10 protein-coding genes, 1 tRNA gene and 1 pseudogene are annotated in these 16,248 nt (G+C 65.4%); 3 read left to right on the top strand and 9 right to left on the bottom strand.

Annotation, left to right across the window (positions count from 1 at the left end):
- Positions 1-65: 65 nt before the first annotated feature.
- The 9 genes and pseudogenes from rplA to parC all read right to left on the bottom strand — a co-directional run bounded on the left by rplA (position 66) and on the right by parC (position 7,865).
- Positions 66-764: a 50S ribosomal protein L1 gene (gene rplA / locus H9529_RS13300; protein ID WP_092892374.1), complete on the bottom strand. Its 699-nt coding sequence runs from the start codon at positions 762-764 to the stop codon at positions 66-68.
- A gap of 4 nt (positions 765-768) precedes the next feature.
- A complete protein-coding gene (gene rplK / locus H9529_RS13295; protein WP_092892372.1) occupies positions 769-1,197 on the bottom strand; it encodes a 50S ribosomal protein L11 in 429 nt (142 codons plus the stop codon).
- Positions 1,198-1,305: 108 nt separating this feature from the next.
- Entirely contained in the window at positions 1,306-1,839 is a 534-nt protein-coding gene (gene nusG, locus H9529_RS13290) for a transcription termination/antitermination protein NusG (protein WP_092892370.1), read from the bottom strand.
- Between the two features lie 222 nt (positions 1,840-2,061).
- A complete protein-coding gene (gene secE, locus H9529_RS13285; protein ID WP_092892392.1) occupies positions 2,062-2,259 on the bottom strand; it encodes a preprotein translocase subunit SecE in 198 nt (65 codons plus the stop codon).
- Positions 2,260-2,383: 124 nt separating this feature from the next.
- Positions 2,384-2,459: transfer RNA gene (locus H9529_RS13280), tRNA-Trp, on the bottom strand.
- Positions 2,460-2,549: 90 nt separating this feature from the next.
- Entirely contained in the window at positions 2,550-2,936 is a 387-nt protein-coding gene (locus H9529_RS13275) for an HdeA/HdeB family chaperone (RefSeq protein WP_092892368.1), read from the bottom strand.
- A gap of 292 nt (positions 2,937-3,228) precedes the next feature.
- Positions 3,229-4,388 (bottom strand): annotated as a pseudogene (gene tuf / locus H9529_RS13270) (elongation factor Tu).
- A gap of 150 nt (positions 4,389-4,538) precedes the next feature.
- Positions 4,539-5,378, bottom strand: coding sequence for a hypothetical protein (locus tag H9529_RS13265; RefSeq protein ID WP_176846814.1), 840 nt, complete (start codon positions 5,376-5,378; stop codon positions 4,539-4,541).
- Positions 5,379-5,549: 171 nt separating this feature from the next.
- Complete coding sequence (parC, locus tag H9529_RS13260) at positions 5,550-7,865, bottom strand: DNA topoisomerase IV subunit A (RefSeq protein ID WP_092885007.1); 2,316 nt, start codon at positions 7,863-7,865, stop codon at positions 5,550-5,552.
- A 218-nt stretch (positions 7,866-8,083) separates the two neighbouring features.
- Between parC and H9529_RS13255 the strand changes: the two genes are divergently transcribed.
- The 3 genes from H9529_RS13255 to H9529_RS13245 all read left to right on the top strand — a co-directional run bounded on the left by H9529_RS13255 (position 8,084) and on the right by H9529_RS13245 (position 16,243).
- Positions 8,084-9,970, top strand: coding sequence for a hypothetical protein (locus H9529_RS13255; RefSeq protein ID WP_092885005.1), 1,887 nt, complete (start codon positions 8,084-8,086; stop codon positions 9,968-9,970).
- Positions 9,971-10,524: 554 nt separating this feature from the next.
- The gene (locus tag H9529_RS13250; protein WP_092885003.1) at positions 10,525-13,533 is read left to right on the top strand and encodes a cation:proton antiporter domain-containing protein; all 3,009 of its coding nucleotides are present in this window, start codon (positions 10,525-10,527) and stop codon (positions 13,531-13,533) included.
- An 802-nt stretch (positions 13,534-14,335) separates the two neighbouring features.
- Positions 14,336-16,243 (top strand): heavy metal translocating P-type ATPase, encoded by a 1,908-nt coding sequence (locus tag H9529_RS13245; RefSeq protein ID WP_092884999.1) that lies wholly within the window; start codon positions 14,336-14,338, stop codon positions 16,241-16,243.
- Positions 16,244-16,248 lie beyond the last annotated feature (5 nt).

Here is a 16,248-nt window from a genome sequence, read left to right as displayed (position 1 = left end):
CGGATCGCAAACTGCGGACCGCCCCGCCATTCGACCAGCCCCCGGTGACGGAGGCCAGTGAATTCTTAGTTACCAGTCGCCGAATCCAGCGCCACGGTGACACCCGGGCCCATGGTGGACGACAGCGAGACCTTGCGCATGTAGGCGCCTTTCGATCCCGTCGGCTTGGCTTTGGACACCGCTTCCACGAAAGCGCGGATGTTCTGGGCCAGGGCTTCTGCCGGGAACGAGGCTTTGCCAACACCTGCGTGCAGCACACCGGCTTTTTCGACCTTGAACTGGACTTCGCCACCCTTGGCAGCTTCCACGGCAGTTTTCACGTCCATGGTCACGGTGCCGACTTTGGGGTTCGGCATCAGGTTGCGCGGGCCCAGGATCTTGCCCAGACGGCCGACGATCGGCATCATGTCCGGCGTTGCGATGCAACGGTCGAACTCGATCTTGCCCGACTGGATGGTTTCCATCAGGTCCTCAGCGCCCACGATGTCGGCGCCTGCAGCCGTCGCTTCATCGGCTTTCGGGCCGCGTGCGAACACGGCGACGCGCACGGTCTTGCCGGTGCCGTTGGGCAGGCTGACCACGCCGCGGACCATCTGGTCCGCGTGGCGGGGGTCCACACCTAGGTTCAGTGCGATCTCGATGGTTTCATCGAATTTCGCCGTGGCGTTGGCTTTCAGCAGCTCGACCGCTGCCTCGACCGTCAGATCCGCGGTGCCAGCAACAGCGGCGCGTGCGGCGGTGGTGCGTTTTCCATACTTTGCCATCAGATTAACCTTTCACCTCGATACCCATCGACCGGGCGGAACCCAGGATGATCTGCATCGCAGCCTCGATATCATTGGCGTTGAGGTCTTTCATCTTCGCCTCGGCGATCTCACGGACCTGCTTCACCGTCACAGTACCTGCCGTTGCGCGGCCAGGCGTCTTGGAGCCCGACTTCAGCTTGGCGGCCTTCTTCAGGAAATACGACGCCGGGGACGTCTTGATTTCCATCGTGAAGGATTTGTCCTGGTAATAGGTGATGATGGTCGGGCAAGGGGCGCCCGGCTCCATATCAGCGGTCTTGGCGTTGAAATCCTTGCAGAACTGCATGATGTTGATGCCGCGCTGACCCAGTGCGGGACCAACGGGCGGGGACGGGTTCGCCTTGCCCGCCGCAACTTGCAGCTTCAGCTGCCCGATAACTTTCTTGGCCATGTGGCCTCTCCTTATATAACCCTGCCAAACCACGCGAGGCCGACAGTCTTGCGGTTTCGTGGTACGGATGACGGGGCGCGCCCCACCAGCCTCCCACGGCCATCACGATCAGGTACCCTTGGACACCTGCGTGAATTCCAGTTCGACCGGGGTTGCCCGGCCAAAAATCGACACCATCACCTTCAGGCGGGAATGGGCATCATCCACTTCCTCGACCGATCCGGCAAAACCCTCGAACGGGCCGTCAGTGACTTTAACTTCTTCGCCAACCTCGAACACGATCAGCGAACGCGGGGCGACTTCGCCTTCCTCGACGCGGTTGAGGATCACGTTGACCTCTTCATCGCGCATCGGCATCGGCTTGCCCTGCTGACCCAGAAAGCCGGTGACCCGGTTGATCGAGTTGATCAGGTGATAGGCGCGCGGCGACATTTCCATCCGCACCAGCACATAGCCGGGCATGAATCGCCGCTCCGATGTCACCTTCTTGCCGCGCCGCACTTCGATCACTTCTTCGGTCGGCACCAGAACTTCTTCGATCTGATCTTCCAGACCGGCCTCAGCGACGGATGTACGAATCTGCTCGGCGATCTTTTTCTCAAAGTTCGACAGAACGCTTACAGAATACCAGCGCTTCGCCATGCGTTACCTACCTCATGCCAACCAGACCGACCATCTGGCGCCTGTGCTTCTGAAATGTCCGGGGAATTATTAGAATTTCCGAACGCATTATCCGCAAAGCAAAAGGCGCACCGAATCGGTGCGCGCCTGCCGCTGCGATATTAACGCTCCGCATACAGCGCCAATGCGGACAGTTCAAGACCGGCGCGGCGAAAACCCGTAAAGGCAGAGCCGCGCGCGCGATCAGCCAAACAGGCCCAGCAGGCCCGACAGGCCGCTGCGGATCGCCAGATCCACGCCAAAGAAGAACACCGATGTCAGGGCTGCCATGATGAATACCATCACCGTGGTCAGCACAACCTCGCGCCGGGTCGGCCAGACGACCTTGGCGGTTTCGGCGCGCACCTGCTGAATGAACTGAAGGGGATTGGTTTTTGCCATCATTCTCACCTGGTAAATCGGTCTTGGATGCAGTTACGCGCTGCGCCCGCAGAATTCAAGCCCGCTTGCGGCCAACCCGCCTGAAGACGAAACCGACCAAACCCGCAGCGCGCTGTCATGGAAATGGCAGGGGCAGAGGGACTCGAACCCACGACCTACGGTTTTGGAGACCGTCGCTCTACCAACTGAGCTATACCCCTACTGCACCCGGTGGTTACGGCAGAGCCCGGCCAAGATCAAGAGGCGAATCGCACGCGCACGGACCTTCCGCCGTCAGATAATCGCCGCCCCTATCGTATGCGTTCGGGATAGAATGCCTCGATCGCATCATGCACGGCCAGGCCGAACAGGACCGACGGATTGTCGCGGCAGTAATCGTCCAGATAGGCGTTGAAATCCGCGACCTCATAGTCGCCCAGCAGGTCATAGGTGTCATCGGTAACCCGGTTCATCGCCGACATGTAGCCCGCCCACCAGGTCTCGGCAAAGGTGCGCTCCTCGGTCGAGGCGAGCATATAGGTGCGGCAGGTCAGCGCCCCTGCGCCGACCATGGCATAATCGCCCTCCCTGGTCGCCGCCTGCGCGCCAGATACCGCCCAGGCCGCCAACACCAATGGGATCAGCAACACCCCGGGGGCCATGTTGCCAGAAACAGAATTCTTGTGCGGGGTTTTCACCGGGCCGGGCCTTTCGCGAAATCAGGAACCTGAAGCACTCAGGGCCCGGCGAATGTGCATGCCCTGCGGCATTCGTGGGTGAAAAATCTGCACAGCGCAACGGGAATGTTCCATCCGTCGCAAAGGAAAAGGGCGCGCCGATGATCCGGCGCGCCCCTTCCGCGTTTTCACAATGGCGCCACCCTGCATGAGGCGGAACCATCAGATGATCTTCGACACCACCCTCAGGGCGCGTCTCGGGATCATTACTTGATGATCTTCGACACCACCCTCAGGGCGCGCCTCGGGATCATTACTTGATGATCTTCGACACGACGCCTGCACCGACGGTGCGGCCGCCTTCGCGGATGGCGAAGCGCAGTTTTTCTTCCATCGCGATGGGCGCGATCAGTTGAACGTTGAACTTCAGGTTGTCACCCGGCATCACCATTTCGGTGCCCTCGGGCAGCATCACCGTGCCGGTCACGTCCGTCGTGCGGAAGTAGAACTGCGGGCGGTAGTTCGCGAAGAACGGGGTGTGGCGACCGCCCTCTTCCTTGGTCAAGATGTAGGCTTCGGCCTCGAATTCGGTGTGCGGTTGCACCGATTTCGGCTTGCACAGAACTGACCACGCTCAACACTCACGGCCGATACCACGCAGCAGCGCGCCGATGTTGTCGCCGGCTTCCCGCGATCCAGCAGTTTGCGGAACATTTCCACGCCGGTACAGGTCGTGGTTTTCGTGTCACGAATACCAACGATTTCAATGCTGTCGCCAACGTTGATCAGCCACGCTCGATCCGGCGGTCACAACCGTACCCCGACCCGAGATCGAGAACACGTCTTCGATCGGCATCAGGAACGGCTGGTCGATCGGCGTGCAGGCGTCGGGATATAGGTGTCGACAGTTCCAGCAGCGCGCGGATCGAGTTTTCGCGATTTCAGCTGCGTGCCGTTCATCGCGTGCAAAGCAGAGCGCGGATGATCGGAATATCGTCGCCGGGTAATCGTAGGACGACAGAAGCTCGCGGATCTCCATTTCCACCAGTTCCAGCAGTTCCTCGTCATCGACCTGGTCGACCTTGTTCATGTACACAACCATGAAGGGAATACAACCTGGCGACCCAGCAAGATGTGCTCGCGCGTTTGCGGTCGGGCCGTCAGCCGCGTTCACCCCAGGATCGCGCCGTCCATCTGGGCGGCACCGGTGATCATGTTCTTGACGTAGTCGGCGTGGCCGGGGCAGTCGACGTGGGCATAGTGACGGGCCTCGGTCTCGTATTCCACGTGCGCGGTCGAGATCGTGATCCCGCGCGCTTTTTCTTCAGGCGCCGCGTCGATCATGTCATACGCTCTGAAATCGCCGAAATACTTCGTGATCGCTGCCGTCAGTGTCGTCTTGCCGTGGTCAACGTGGCCAATCGTGCCGACGTTCACATGCGGTTTGTTCCGTTCAAACTTTGCCTTCGCCATCGCTCTCGCACCCTGTGTCTATGGGGCCAAGGGCTGGCCCCGATCTTCATCGCGGGCCGTCTATCCATCCGGAACGGAAAAATCAAGCGGCAGTTGACATGGGCAGGCCGTTTTGCGCGCGCCTTTTACAATCCACCGCGCAAACCCCGCCTAGCGCGCGCCTTCGGCGATGATGACCCGGGGCGCGGCAGGATTGGTCGTGCCGGGCGTGGTCGTGACGGGCGCTGTCGTGACGGGCGCTGTCGTGACAGGCGCGGGCGTCACCATACCCGGCGTGATCACGGTAGGCCCAACAGACATGGGCGCGGCTGCCGCCGCGGCGGCAGCGGCATCGGCGGTGGCACTGAACCATTCCGGCTTGGTCGACATCCAGCGTTCGATCGCGCCGCCGGCATTTTCGGCCAGGTTCTGCATCTGCTCTGCGGCCGATTGCGTCAGGCCCGAGCTGACGGCCGTTTCCGCCGACAGGCTTTCCAGCACGGTGATGCGGTGCGGCGTGTCGTTCAGCTTGCCGCCCGCCGCGTCATCCCAGACCGTCACACCCAGAATCAGCGCCGATTTCGGCGACAGGACCAGCGGCACCCCGGGCACGGCCAGCACATAGGCCTGCACGTTGATCGCGATGTGATAAAGCTTGCCCCCCTCATACCGGCTGAAGCGGCGGTCGATCTCGGCGGTCAACGCCTCTTTCCAGGCGCCGGGTTCGGCGGTGCGCGACAAAGGGCCGATCTGGGCGTTTTCCTCGACCACAATGTTGTGGCCCAGGCGGAAATCGCCCAGTTCCGTGCGCTCTACGCCCAACTCGCGCCCACTGGTGCAGGCCGACAGCAAGATCACCGCCAAAAGCCCCAGCACCGGCAACAGCCCCAGCACCGGCGAAGGCGATGTTCCCGCAGCGCGCAGCCCGGGGCGGGCAGAAGCAACTTTGGCAGAAGCAGCTTTGGCAGGGGCCAGAGAGGTACGGGCGGTGGTGGAACGGGCAGTCGACATCAGAAAAACACCTGTCTGTTGGGGCAGCTTCTGCATAGCCCACATGGGCCGGGCTGACAATCACAGCACAGGCGGCCCCGGCCAGCGATCACGGGCGCGTGCGATGCGCGGCGACGGCAGTGTCGGTTTGCGGGGTTAGGGACCGACAATCAGGGATCGGATGCCTGAACCTCAGCCGAACCTGTTGTCACGCGGGAAGCCACGCGGCGCCATCCGCCCGGCGGTTGCGCGCTTGCCCAGCCATTCGGTCAGGTCCGGCTCATGGCGGGTGCGGCCAGCGGGGTCTTTCCAGCTCAGGCCCATGTCCCAGGTCACGCACATCGCGTCCGACAGGCCGCCATCCTTGTACTTTTGCAACCGAACGCCCTTTCCGCGGGCCATTTCCGGCAGTTCATCCAGCGCGAAGACCAGCAATTTGCGGTTGTCGCCCACCACCGCCAGATGGTCGCCGGTCACATCACGGCAGATCGCGGCGCGCACATCGTCGCGCACGTTCAGCACCTGCTTGCCGCCGCGCGTCTGGGCGATCACCTCGTCGGAGGGGACGATGAAGCCGTCCCCGGCGTTCGAGGCCACCAGCATCCGCCCCCCGGCCTTGTGAACGAACAGATCGACGATCCCGGCCTCATTCGGCAGGTCGACCATCAGCCGCACGGGTTCGCCCATGCCGCGCCCGCCGGGCAGGTTGACGCCCAGCAGCGTGTAGAACCGCCCGTTCGACCCGAACAGCACGATCTTGTCGGTCGTCTCGGCGTGGAACACAAACCGGCCTTCGTCGCCGTCCTTGAACTTCAGCTCTGAATCGAGGGCGATATGTCCCTTCATCGCCCGGACCCAGCCCATCTTGGAACAGACAACGGTGATCGGCTCACGCTCGATCATGGCCTCCATCGGCACATCCTCGACGCTGCCCGCTTCGGCGAACTGGCTGCGGCGGCGGCCAAGCTCGGTGCCCTTGCCGAACTGCTTTTGCACCTCGCGCAACTGCCCGGTGATCGCCTGCCATTGCAGGTTGCCCGATGCCAGCAGATCCTCCAGCCCGGCGCGTTCCGCCATCAGCGCGTCACGTTCGCGGCGCAACTCCATCTCTTCCAGGCGGCGCAAGGAGCGCAAGCGCATGTTCAAGATGGCCTCGGCCTGCACCTCGGACAATTCGCCCTCACCGGGGGCGGGGGCGACATAATCGGCCTCATTCATCGCGCGCGCAACCTTGCGGCCCCAGACTTCGCGCATCAGCGCGTCGCGCGGCGTATCGTCATAGCGGATGATGTCGATCACGCGGTCGAGGTTCAGAAACGCCGTGATGAAACCTTCCAGCACTTCCAGCCGGTGGTCGATCTTGTCCAGCCGGTGCTGGCTGCGGCGCAAAAGCACCTCGCGCCGGTGGTCGAGGAAGGCGCGCAGCACTTCGCGCAGGCTGCACACGCGCGGCGTGCGCCCGTCGATCAGCACGTTCATGTTCAGGCTGAAGCGGGTCTCAAGGTCCGAGTTCTTGAACAGCATCCCCATCAGCAATTCGGGGTCCACGGTCTTGGCGCGCGGTTCCAGCACGATGCGCACATCCTCGGCGGATTCGTCGCGGATATCAGCCAGAAGCGGCACCTTGCGGGTCTGGATCACCTCGGCCAGTTTTTCGATCAGCCGCGATTTGGGCACCTGAAACGGGATTTCCGTGACGACGATCTGCCACAGCCCGCGCGGCAGTTGCTCGATCTCCCATTTCGCGCGCAGCCGGAAAGCGCCGCGCCCGGTGCGATAGGCCTCCATGATGCTGGCGCGCGGCTCGACGATCACACCGCCCGTGGGGAAATCGGGGCCGGGGATCAGCGTCACCAGTTCGTCATCCGACAGATCGGGCCGGTCGATCAGCGCGACACAGGCGTCGATCAATTCATCGAGGTTGTGCGGCGGGATATTCGTGGCCATCCCCACCGCAATCCCGCTGGACCCATTGGCCAGCAGGTTCGGAAAGGCGGCGGGCAGCACGATAGGCTCGGTCAGGGTGCCGTCATAATTCTCGCGGTAATCCACGGCATTCTCGGCCAGGCCTTCCAACAGCGCCTCGGCGCAGGCGGTCATGCGCGCCTCGGTGTACCGGGCGGCGGCGGGGTTGTCGCCGTCGATATTGCCAAAGTTCCCCTGCCCGTCAACCAGCGGGTAGCGCACGTTGAAATCCTGCGCCAGCCGCGCCATCGCGTCGTAAATCGCCGCGTCGCCATGCGGGTGATAATTGCCCATCACATCGCCGCTGATCTTGGCGGATTTGCGGAAACCGCCCGTCGAGGACAGGCGCAATTCGCGCATCGCAAACAAGATGCGCCGATGGACCGGCTTCAGCCCGTCGCGCGCATCGGGCAGCGCGCGGTGCATGATGGTCGACAGCGCGTACTGCAGATACCGCTCGCCCAGCGCACGGCGCAGGGGTTCGGCCAGCGGGGCGGCTACGGGGTCGATCGGGGGGAGGGGGGTGTCATCATCTTGCGCCATCCTGCCCTATTAGCGGGCGTGCCGGGGGGCGTCCAGCCCCGGCTTTTCGTCCAGCCTATGGGCGATGCACCGCAGCGACACACCACACGCCCCGCGACCCGGTAACGCAGCTGTGCAGGCGGGTTACCGCCAGCAGCCCCGCCAGTGCCTTGCACCTGCCCAAGGCGCGGCGATAAGGTGCGACAAATTATCCACTTTGCTCAGTCCAAAGGTGCCAAATGCGCTTGATCTCCCCGCTTATCCTCTCGGCCACGCTGGCCCTGCCCACCCTGACGCTGGCCGCCCTGACGCTGCCCGCCGCCGCCGACCCGCGCGTGCAGGCCATCACCCTGTCCACCGCAGGGATCGCAATGATCGACGCCACTGGCGAAACCGGGCCGGACGGCCTGTCGCTGACGCTCAGCCGCGACGATATCGACGATTTTCTGAAATCCGTCTGGATCAGCGACCCGGCAGCGGCCACACCCACCTTGCGGCTGCGCGGCCCGGGCGCCTTTGAGGACGCTTTCGCCACCCTGCCCCTTTCCCCGCACGAGGTGACCGACCCCGCCCAATTGCTGCGCGCCATGACCGGCGCGCCCGTGATCGTGGACCGGCGCGGAACTGAAACGACAGGCACCATCATGGGTGTGAGCGACCGCGCCTGCGAACATGGCCCCTGCCCGGTGCTGGCGGTGCAGACCGACACCGGCGCGGTGGTGCAATTCGACCTCGCCGATGCCGTGACCTTCCGCTTTGCCGAGGCCACGGACCGCGCCATGCTGGAAACCGCGCTGGCCGCGTTTCGCGGGCAGGCCAACCCGCGCCGCCTGACCGTGCAGATTGGCAGCGCCGATACCGCGACCCGCGATCTGGATCTGACATGGCTGCAAGCCGCGCCGACATGGAAAACCGCTTGGCGCGCCGTCGACACGCCTGAGGGGCTGCAACTGACCGGCTGGGCCGTGGTGGAAAACGCCACCGGGCATGACTGGGACGACGTCACCCTGACCCTCGCCACCGGATCGGTGCGCGCCCTGTCGGCTGACCTCTATGGCCGCACCATGCCCGCGCGCGACGAAGGGATGCCCGCACCGGTGATGGAGATGAGCACCCAAATGGCGCGCGGCATGGCCGACAGCGCCCCGCAATTCGCCAATACGGCGCCCGCCGCCATGAAGGCCGATGACGGGCAAAGCTTCAGCCGCTTCACGCTGGAAGACCCGGTGACGCTGGCGCCCGGGCAAATGCTCAGCCTGCCCTTCCTTCAGGAAACCCTGACCGACGCGCGCATCACCCTCTATCGGGGTGGCACCGGCACGCAGCATCCGCAGATCGCGCTGACGCTGACCAACCCGCTGCCACTGCGCCTGCCTGCGGGCATCCTGACGCTCTATGAGGATGGGCGCGGCCATGCCGGCGACGCGCTGATCCCCGAACTGGCCCCCATGGCGACCGAGACGGTGGATTTCGCCACAGACACCGCGATTTCCGTGCGCGAAGAGGTCGCGCGGACCGAAACGATCGCCCAGATGCGCATCGCGAACGGCATCCTGACCCTGACCGAGGATCTGCGCACCACCACCACCTACAATATCACCGGCGCGGCGGATGGCGCGCGCGACCTGACCCTCGCGCATCCGCTGCGCGACGGCTGGACCGTGACCACCGAGGGCGGCGAAACCACGCTGGACGACACCCGCTGGACCCTCAGCGTCGCCGCCGATGCCCAGATGGGCTTTGACGTGGTGGAAACCCGCCCGCAACGGCGCGAAGTCGCGCTGACCGGCATGGACGCGACCACACTGGCGCGCTGGCAAGACATGGCGCCCGACGCCGAGACACAGGCGCTGCTGGGCGAAATCCGCAGCCTGCGCAGCGAACTGACCGAGATCGGCGTCACCCTCGAACGCGACGCGGCGCAAGCCGAGGCGCTGGAGGCCGAACAATCGCGGCTGGTGGACCTGATCGTGGCACTGGGCGATGACAGCGCCGCGAATACCGACCGCCGCGCCCGGGTCGATGCCATCGACGCCGAGCTGATGGCGCTCGCCGCCGAACGCAAGACCCTGACGGACCGTCAGGCCGCGCGGCAAAGCGACCTGCGCGCCCTTATCGGCGGCTGATGCAGGGCAGGCTTTAAGCGAACCCGGGCCGGGCTTTATGTCCGGCCCGAAAGATGCCGTCCACCGGACGCAGGCCCGGCTTGCTTCGGGCAGGGTTGGCTCGGGCAGGGTTGACTCGGGCGCCGGGGTCCGCTGTCGCGCGGATCTGCCTTGGGACGGGTCTGCGGCGTGACGGGTCTGCAGCGTGACGGCTCTGCGGCACGCCAGATCTGCTAAGACGCGGGCGCGGGGCGCGCCAAAATCCGCCATCCGCGCAGGACGTCGAGGTCCCCATCCCTTTCGGGCAAGGGTGCCGGAAGACCCCTCGCGCCACAGGTGTACGGTCCGGCATCCGGCAAACTGGCATTCAGATACGCACAACGGCCAGGGCCAAGCGATGCGCGCACAGGGTCCAGCAAAACCACGGCACCCGGTGCGGCGGGGCATCCCATCCCGCGCAGCCCCTGCCCATCCCTGCCCGCATCACGCAAATCTGCGAATTGTAACATTAATTTTGCCCCGCATCGGGCGCGACAGCGTTCCCCCACCGCACTTTTCGGCATAAGCTGGATGTCATGACCGTTATCACCTTCATCGGCATCCTTGCCGCACTCTTCGTGCTGATCGGACTGGCCGAGCCGTTGGCCAGCCGGCTGCGCCTGCCGTTCACGGTCATGCTGGCAGGCATCGGCGTCTTGCTGGGGGCGGGGGCGGCGTTCTTTCTGGCGACCACGCTGACCGATGCGCTGAACCCGGTCGCGGCGGCGATCACCAATATCCCGATCCGCGCCAATACCTTCCTCTATGTCTTCCTGCCCACCTTGCTGTTTCAGGTCGCGCTGGGGCTGAATGTCCGGCGCATGCTGGATGATTGGGTGCCCATCCTTGTCATGGCGGTGCTGGCCGTCATCATCGCCACCTTCAGCATCGGCTACGCCCTGTCCATGGTGGCCGAGGTGTCGCTGGTCGCCTGCCTGCTGATCGGCGCGATCGTGTCCACCACCGACCCCTCGGCCGTGGTGTCGATCTTTCGCAACATCGCCGCCCCGCAACGCCTGACCCGGATTGTCGAAGGCGAAAGCCTGCTGAACGACGCCGCCGCCATCGCGCTTTTCGGCCTGTTCATCGCCGCCCTGATCCCCGGCCAGACGGTGCCCGGCGTGCGGCAGGCGCTGACGCAACTGCCGGTGCTCGTGTTCGGCGGCGCGCTGGTGGGCTGGTTCATCGCGCGGCTGGCGGTCTGGCTGATGGCGCTGACCCCGCGCCACCCGCTGGCGCAGGTCTCGATCTCGGTCGCGCTGCCCTATCTGGCCTACCTGGGTGCGGAACAGGTGTTCGGGGCCTCGGGCGTCATCGCCGTGGTGGCGGCGGGGCTTACGCTGAACCTGACCGGCCCGGGCCGCCTGACCCCCGCCACCTGGACCTACCTGCGCGAGGTGTGGAACCTGCTGGCGCATTGGTCCGGCGCGCTGATCTTCATCCTTGCGGCCCTGCTGATCCCGCAACTGCTGGGCGGGGTGCGCTGGTCCGACCTTGGCTTGCTGGCCGTGGTGGTGGGGGCGGCCTTTGCCGCGCGGCTGATGGTCCTGTTCCTCATCTTGCCGCTTCTGACCATGCTCAGCCTGTCGCCCCGGGTGGACCGGCCTTACCGCCTTGCCATCCTTTGGGGGGGCTTGCGCGGCGCGGTCACGCTGGCGCTGGCGCTGGCGGTCACCGAAAACCCGCTGGTGCCCGCCGAGGTGAAGCGCCTGGTCGGCATCCTCGCCACCGGCTTTGCGCTCTTCACCCTGATTGTGCAGGGTACGACACTGCGCATGGTCATCGCATGGCTGGGGCTGGACCGCCTGTCGCCGCTGGACACCGCGCTGTCCAACCAGGTGATCGCCGTCGCCCTGCAAACCGTGCGCGAAGACGTGGCCGATCTGGCGCAGAAGAACAACCTCAACCGCGACATCGTCCGGGTCGAGGCCAAATCCTTCGCCAACCGCCTGAACTCTGCCGTCACCGCCGCGGAAACCGGGGCCGAGATCCTTGACCGCGACCGCATCACCCTGGGCCTCGTCGCCCTCGCCGGTCGCGAGCGTGATCTGATCCTCGACCATTTCCGCCAGCAGATCATCTCGACCCGGCTGGTGGAACAGATGCTGTCCGATGTGGACCGGCTGATCGAGCGGACGCGCCACGGCGGGCGTACCGAATACCGGCGCGCGGGGCGGCAAAGCCTTGGGCAGGGGCGGCCCTACCGCTTTGCGGTCTTCCTCAACAACCGGTTGCGCCTGTCGCGCTCGCTGGCGCGCCTGTCGGCGGAACGGTTCGAGATGTTGCTGAACCAGCGCCTGATCCTGCGCGCGCTGCACGGCTACATCAACAGCAAGATCCGGCGCATTCATGGCCGCCGCGTCGCCGAACTGCTGCACGAACTCCTCGACCGCCGGACCGAGGAAACCGAGAACGCGCTTGAAGGCCTGCGCCTGCAATACCCCGGCTATGCCGAAGAGCTGGAGCGCCGGTTCATCCGCCGCACCGCCCTGCGTTTCGAAGAACGCGAATATGACACCCTGCGCGCCGACGGCCTGATCGGGCCAGAGCTTTATACCACGCTGAAGACCCGCCTCGCCCAGCAACGCGCCGGGATCGAGATCCGGCCCAAACTGGACCTCGCGCTGCAAAAAACCGAAATGGTCAGCCGCTTCGACCTCTTCGCCAAGATGACGCCCGCCCAGCAAAAGCGGTTGGCCCGCGCGCTGCGCGCCGTCTATGTCGCCCCGGGCGACGTGGTGATGCGCAAGGGCGATGCTGCACGCAAGATTTTCTTCATCGCCTCTGGCGCGATGGAGATGGAAATCGCAAGCCAGAAGCAAAAACTGGGCCGGGGCGAGATGTTCGGCTCCCTCGCCGTGCTTGCCCGGCAGCGCCGCAACGCCCATGTGACCGCGCTCAGCCATTCGACCCTGTTGACGCTGGACGACACGCGTTTCTTGCGGCTGCTGAAGGCCAGCCCGACCCTGCGCAAGGCAGTCACCGCCGCCGCCGCCCAGCGCGGCGTGACGCTGACCGACGAAATGCTCAGCCCGCCATCCCCGCGCGACACGGCGCTGCAACGGCTGTGGCGCAAGATTTCCGGGGCGCCCAAGCCGCGCACCGCCCCCGCGCCGCACCCGTTCAGCCCGCGCAAGGCGCTGCCCGGCCCCTCTGGCACCGCCCCTGAGGCGGCGCAGCACATGGAAACGCAGCGCATGGAAACACAGCACATGGAAACGCAGCACATGGAAACGCAGCCCAAGGCGACAGAACCGGCGGCACCCTCTGGGGCGACGGTGAAGGCCCCGGGAAAAGCCGGGGCCGCCGCGACATCAGCAAAACCCGCCGACGTAGCGACCAGCACCAAGGCTCAGGCGCAGGCGCAGGCATCAAAACTGACGGTATCCACAGCCGAGACACCGCCAAAGGCAGACGCAGAGCCAAAGGCAGCGCCAGCGGCAGGGCGGGTTGCAAAACCCGAAACCCCGACGCATCCACAAGAACACGCCGAGGCCAGGCCAACCCCAAAGGCACCGAAAAGCGGCACCCCGAACGATCAATAGCCAGCCAATTCGCACCTTTGCACCACGGCGGGCGCCGCCCGGTTTGCTGCCACCCCCAGCAGGCAAAAACCATATCAGCGCCCCCCAACAGCGCCGGAGGCACCGCCCCCCGACGCCTCTGGCAAGGCTGACGCGACAAGACCAAAGCCGTTATCTGTGCGCCATCTGCACCGCCCCGGGCAGCGCCCCGCGCTCCCCGAAGATACCGCAGCCCGCTTCAGCCACCGCATATCTCGATGCCTGCGCCGCCCATAGCCAAGGGCAGGCAGAAGCCACAGCCGTCCGTTCCCCGCACCATTCGCTGAACGAAAACGCCCCCCATCTGGCAAAGCGCGTGTGCGACGCCAATCTGATTGATCCAGATCAATACATCGCGCCCGCTTTCGGCCCAGCGTGAACAGGCTGGCACTTTCTTCGGCCGCTGAACGGAAAGAACCACGAATGCGCCCCTCGCTCGCTCTCTGCATCCCCTGCACACCAGAATCGCGGCTGGCCTGCGCCATGCGGGACAGAGCCATGGCCACCAAAGCCTTGCCCGCCAGCGTCTTGAGGATTGGCGTCTTGAGGGCCTGCTTCCTAAGGATCGGCGTCTCAAGGATCGACGTCTCAAGGGGCGGCGTCTCAGGTGGCGGCGTCTCGTACAACCGGCCCGCTTTGACACCTCAGCCTGGTTTGACATGCCACTCCGTTTCGACGCCCCAAACCGTTTCCAAGTGCCAAACCGTTTCCAAGTGCCAGCCCGTTTCCAAGTGCCAAATCGTTTCCAAGCGCCAAACCGTTTCCACCTGAAGGTGCCGCCACCATGACGCTGTTTTCCCAAGATCGTCTCAAAATGCTTCTGCCGGGGATCGCGGCGCTTGGGCTGGTGGGGGGGCTGGCCCTCATGCTGGCGGGCCAGCCCGATCCCGCGCGCGTCGCCTTTGCGGCGGGCGTCCTGCCGGTGCTTGCCGCCCTCGTGGTCGAGATCATTCGCAGCCTCGCCAAAGGTGAGGTCGGGCTCGACATCGTGGCGGCGCTGTCGATGTCGGCGGCACTGCTCTTTGGCGAAACGCTCGCAGCCGCCGTGGTCGCACTGATGTATTCGGGCGGCACCTTCCTTGAAAGCTTCGCCGAGGGCCGCGCCCGCCGCGAGATGAGCGCGCTTTTGTCCCGCGTGCCGCGCACCGCGACGCGGCACAACAACGGCGTGCTGGATGAGGTGCCACTCGATGACATCGCCCCCGGCGACCTGCTGCTGATCCGCCAAGGCGACGTGGCCCCCGTGGATGGCACCGTCGAAAGCGCCCGGGCGATCCTCGACCAATCGGCGCTGACCGGCGAATCCATGCCCGTGCGTCTGGCCCATGGCGACGACGTGATGAGCGGCTCTACCAGCGCGGGCGATGCCTTCGACCTGCGGGTGACGCACGCGGCGGCGGACAGCACCTATGCCGGGATCGTGCGGCTGGTCCAGGCCGCGCAGGCATCCAAGGCGCCGATGGCCCGGCTGGCAGACCGCTGGTCGCTGCTGTTCCTCGCCGTCACCGTTGCGTTGGCCACAGCCGCCTGGTGGTTCACCGGCGATCCGATCCGCGCGGTGGCGGTGCTGGTCGTGGCGACGCCCTGCCCGCTGATCCTTGCCGTGCCGGTGGCGCTGGTGGCGGGCGTGTCGCGCGCGGCGCAGTTCGGCGTGCTGATCAAGGGTGCCAAACCACTGGAAGGGCTGGCACGCATCAAGACGCTGATCTTGGACAAGACCGGCACGCTGACCGACGGGCGCCCGCAGATCGTGTCCATCGACGTGCGGGGCGATCTGGCCGAAGGGGATGTCCTGCGCTTTGCTGCGGCCCTCGATCAGGCATCGAAACACCCCATCGCGCAGGCAATCGTGGCGGCGGCCCGGCAGCGTGGCATCGCGTTGCCGGTGCCCGAAAACGTGGTCGAAACCCCCGGCGAAGGCGTCACCGGCATCATTGAGGGCCGCAAGGTGGTCGTCGGCGGCGCTGGCTTTGTGGCGGCAACGGTCGGCGCGGCGCAAGTGGACGACACGGTCGCCGCCGCAGGGTCGGTTGTCGTGTCGGTCGGCGTTGACGGGACGCTCATGGGGCATGTGGTGATGGCGGATACCCTGCGGTCGGGCACGGCAGAGCTTCTGGCAGGCCTTCGCCGCCTTGGGGTTGCGCGCATCGTGCTGGCCACCGGCGACCGCCGCGCCGTGGCCGAGGCCGTGACCGAAGGGCTGGCGCTGGACGCGGTGCAATCCGAACTGACGCCCGATCAGAAGGTGCTTCTGGTGCTCAGCGAACGCAAGCACGGGCCGGTGATGATGGTGGGCGACGGCGTGAACGACGCCCCCGCCCTTGCCGCCGCCGACATCGGGGTTGCCATGGGCGCGCGCGGCGCTGCGGCCTCTGCCGAGGCGGCGGATGTGGTGCTGCTGGTCGATCATCTGGATCGCCTGCTGCCCGGGATAGAGGTCGCACAGCGCGCGCGCCGCATCGCGCTTGAAAGCGTGGCGGCGGGCATCGGGCTTTCGGTCCTCGGGATGATCGCGGCAGCGCTTGGCTACCTGACGCCGGTTCAGGGTGCCCTGCTGCAAGAAGTCATCGACGTGGCGGTGATCCTGAACGCCCTGCGTGCCCTGCGGATCGCACCAGGGCAGGCCGCACCATCGGCAAAGCCGGCTCGCTCAGATCATAACCCGCCTGGCGCGGCGAACATCAGCGCCTGAGCGGT

It is taken from the genome of Roseicitreum antarcticum, assembly GCF_014681765.1.
In the GTDB taxonomy this organism is placed as follows: Bacteria; Pseudomonadota; Alphaproteobacteria; order Rhodobacterales; family Rhodobacteraceae; genus Roseicitreum; species Roseicitreum antarcticum.
Note: the sequence above shows the minus strand (reverse complement) of the source record. Positions and strands in the feature narration are given on the sequence as shown.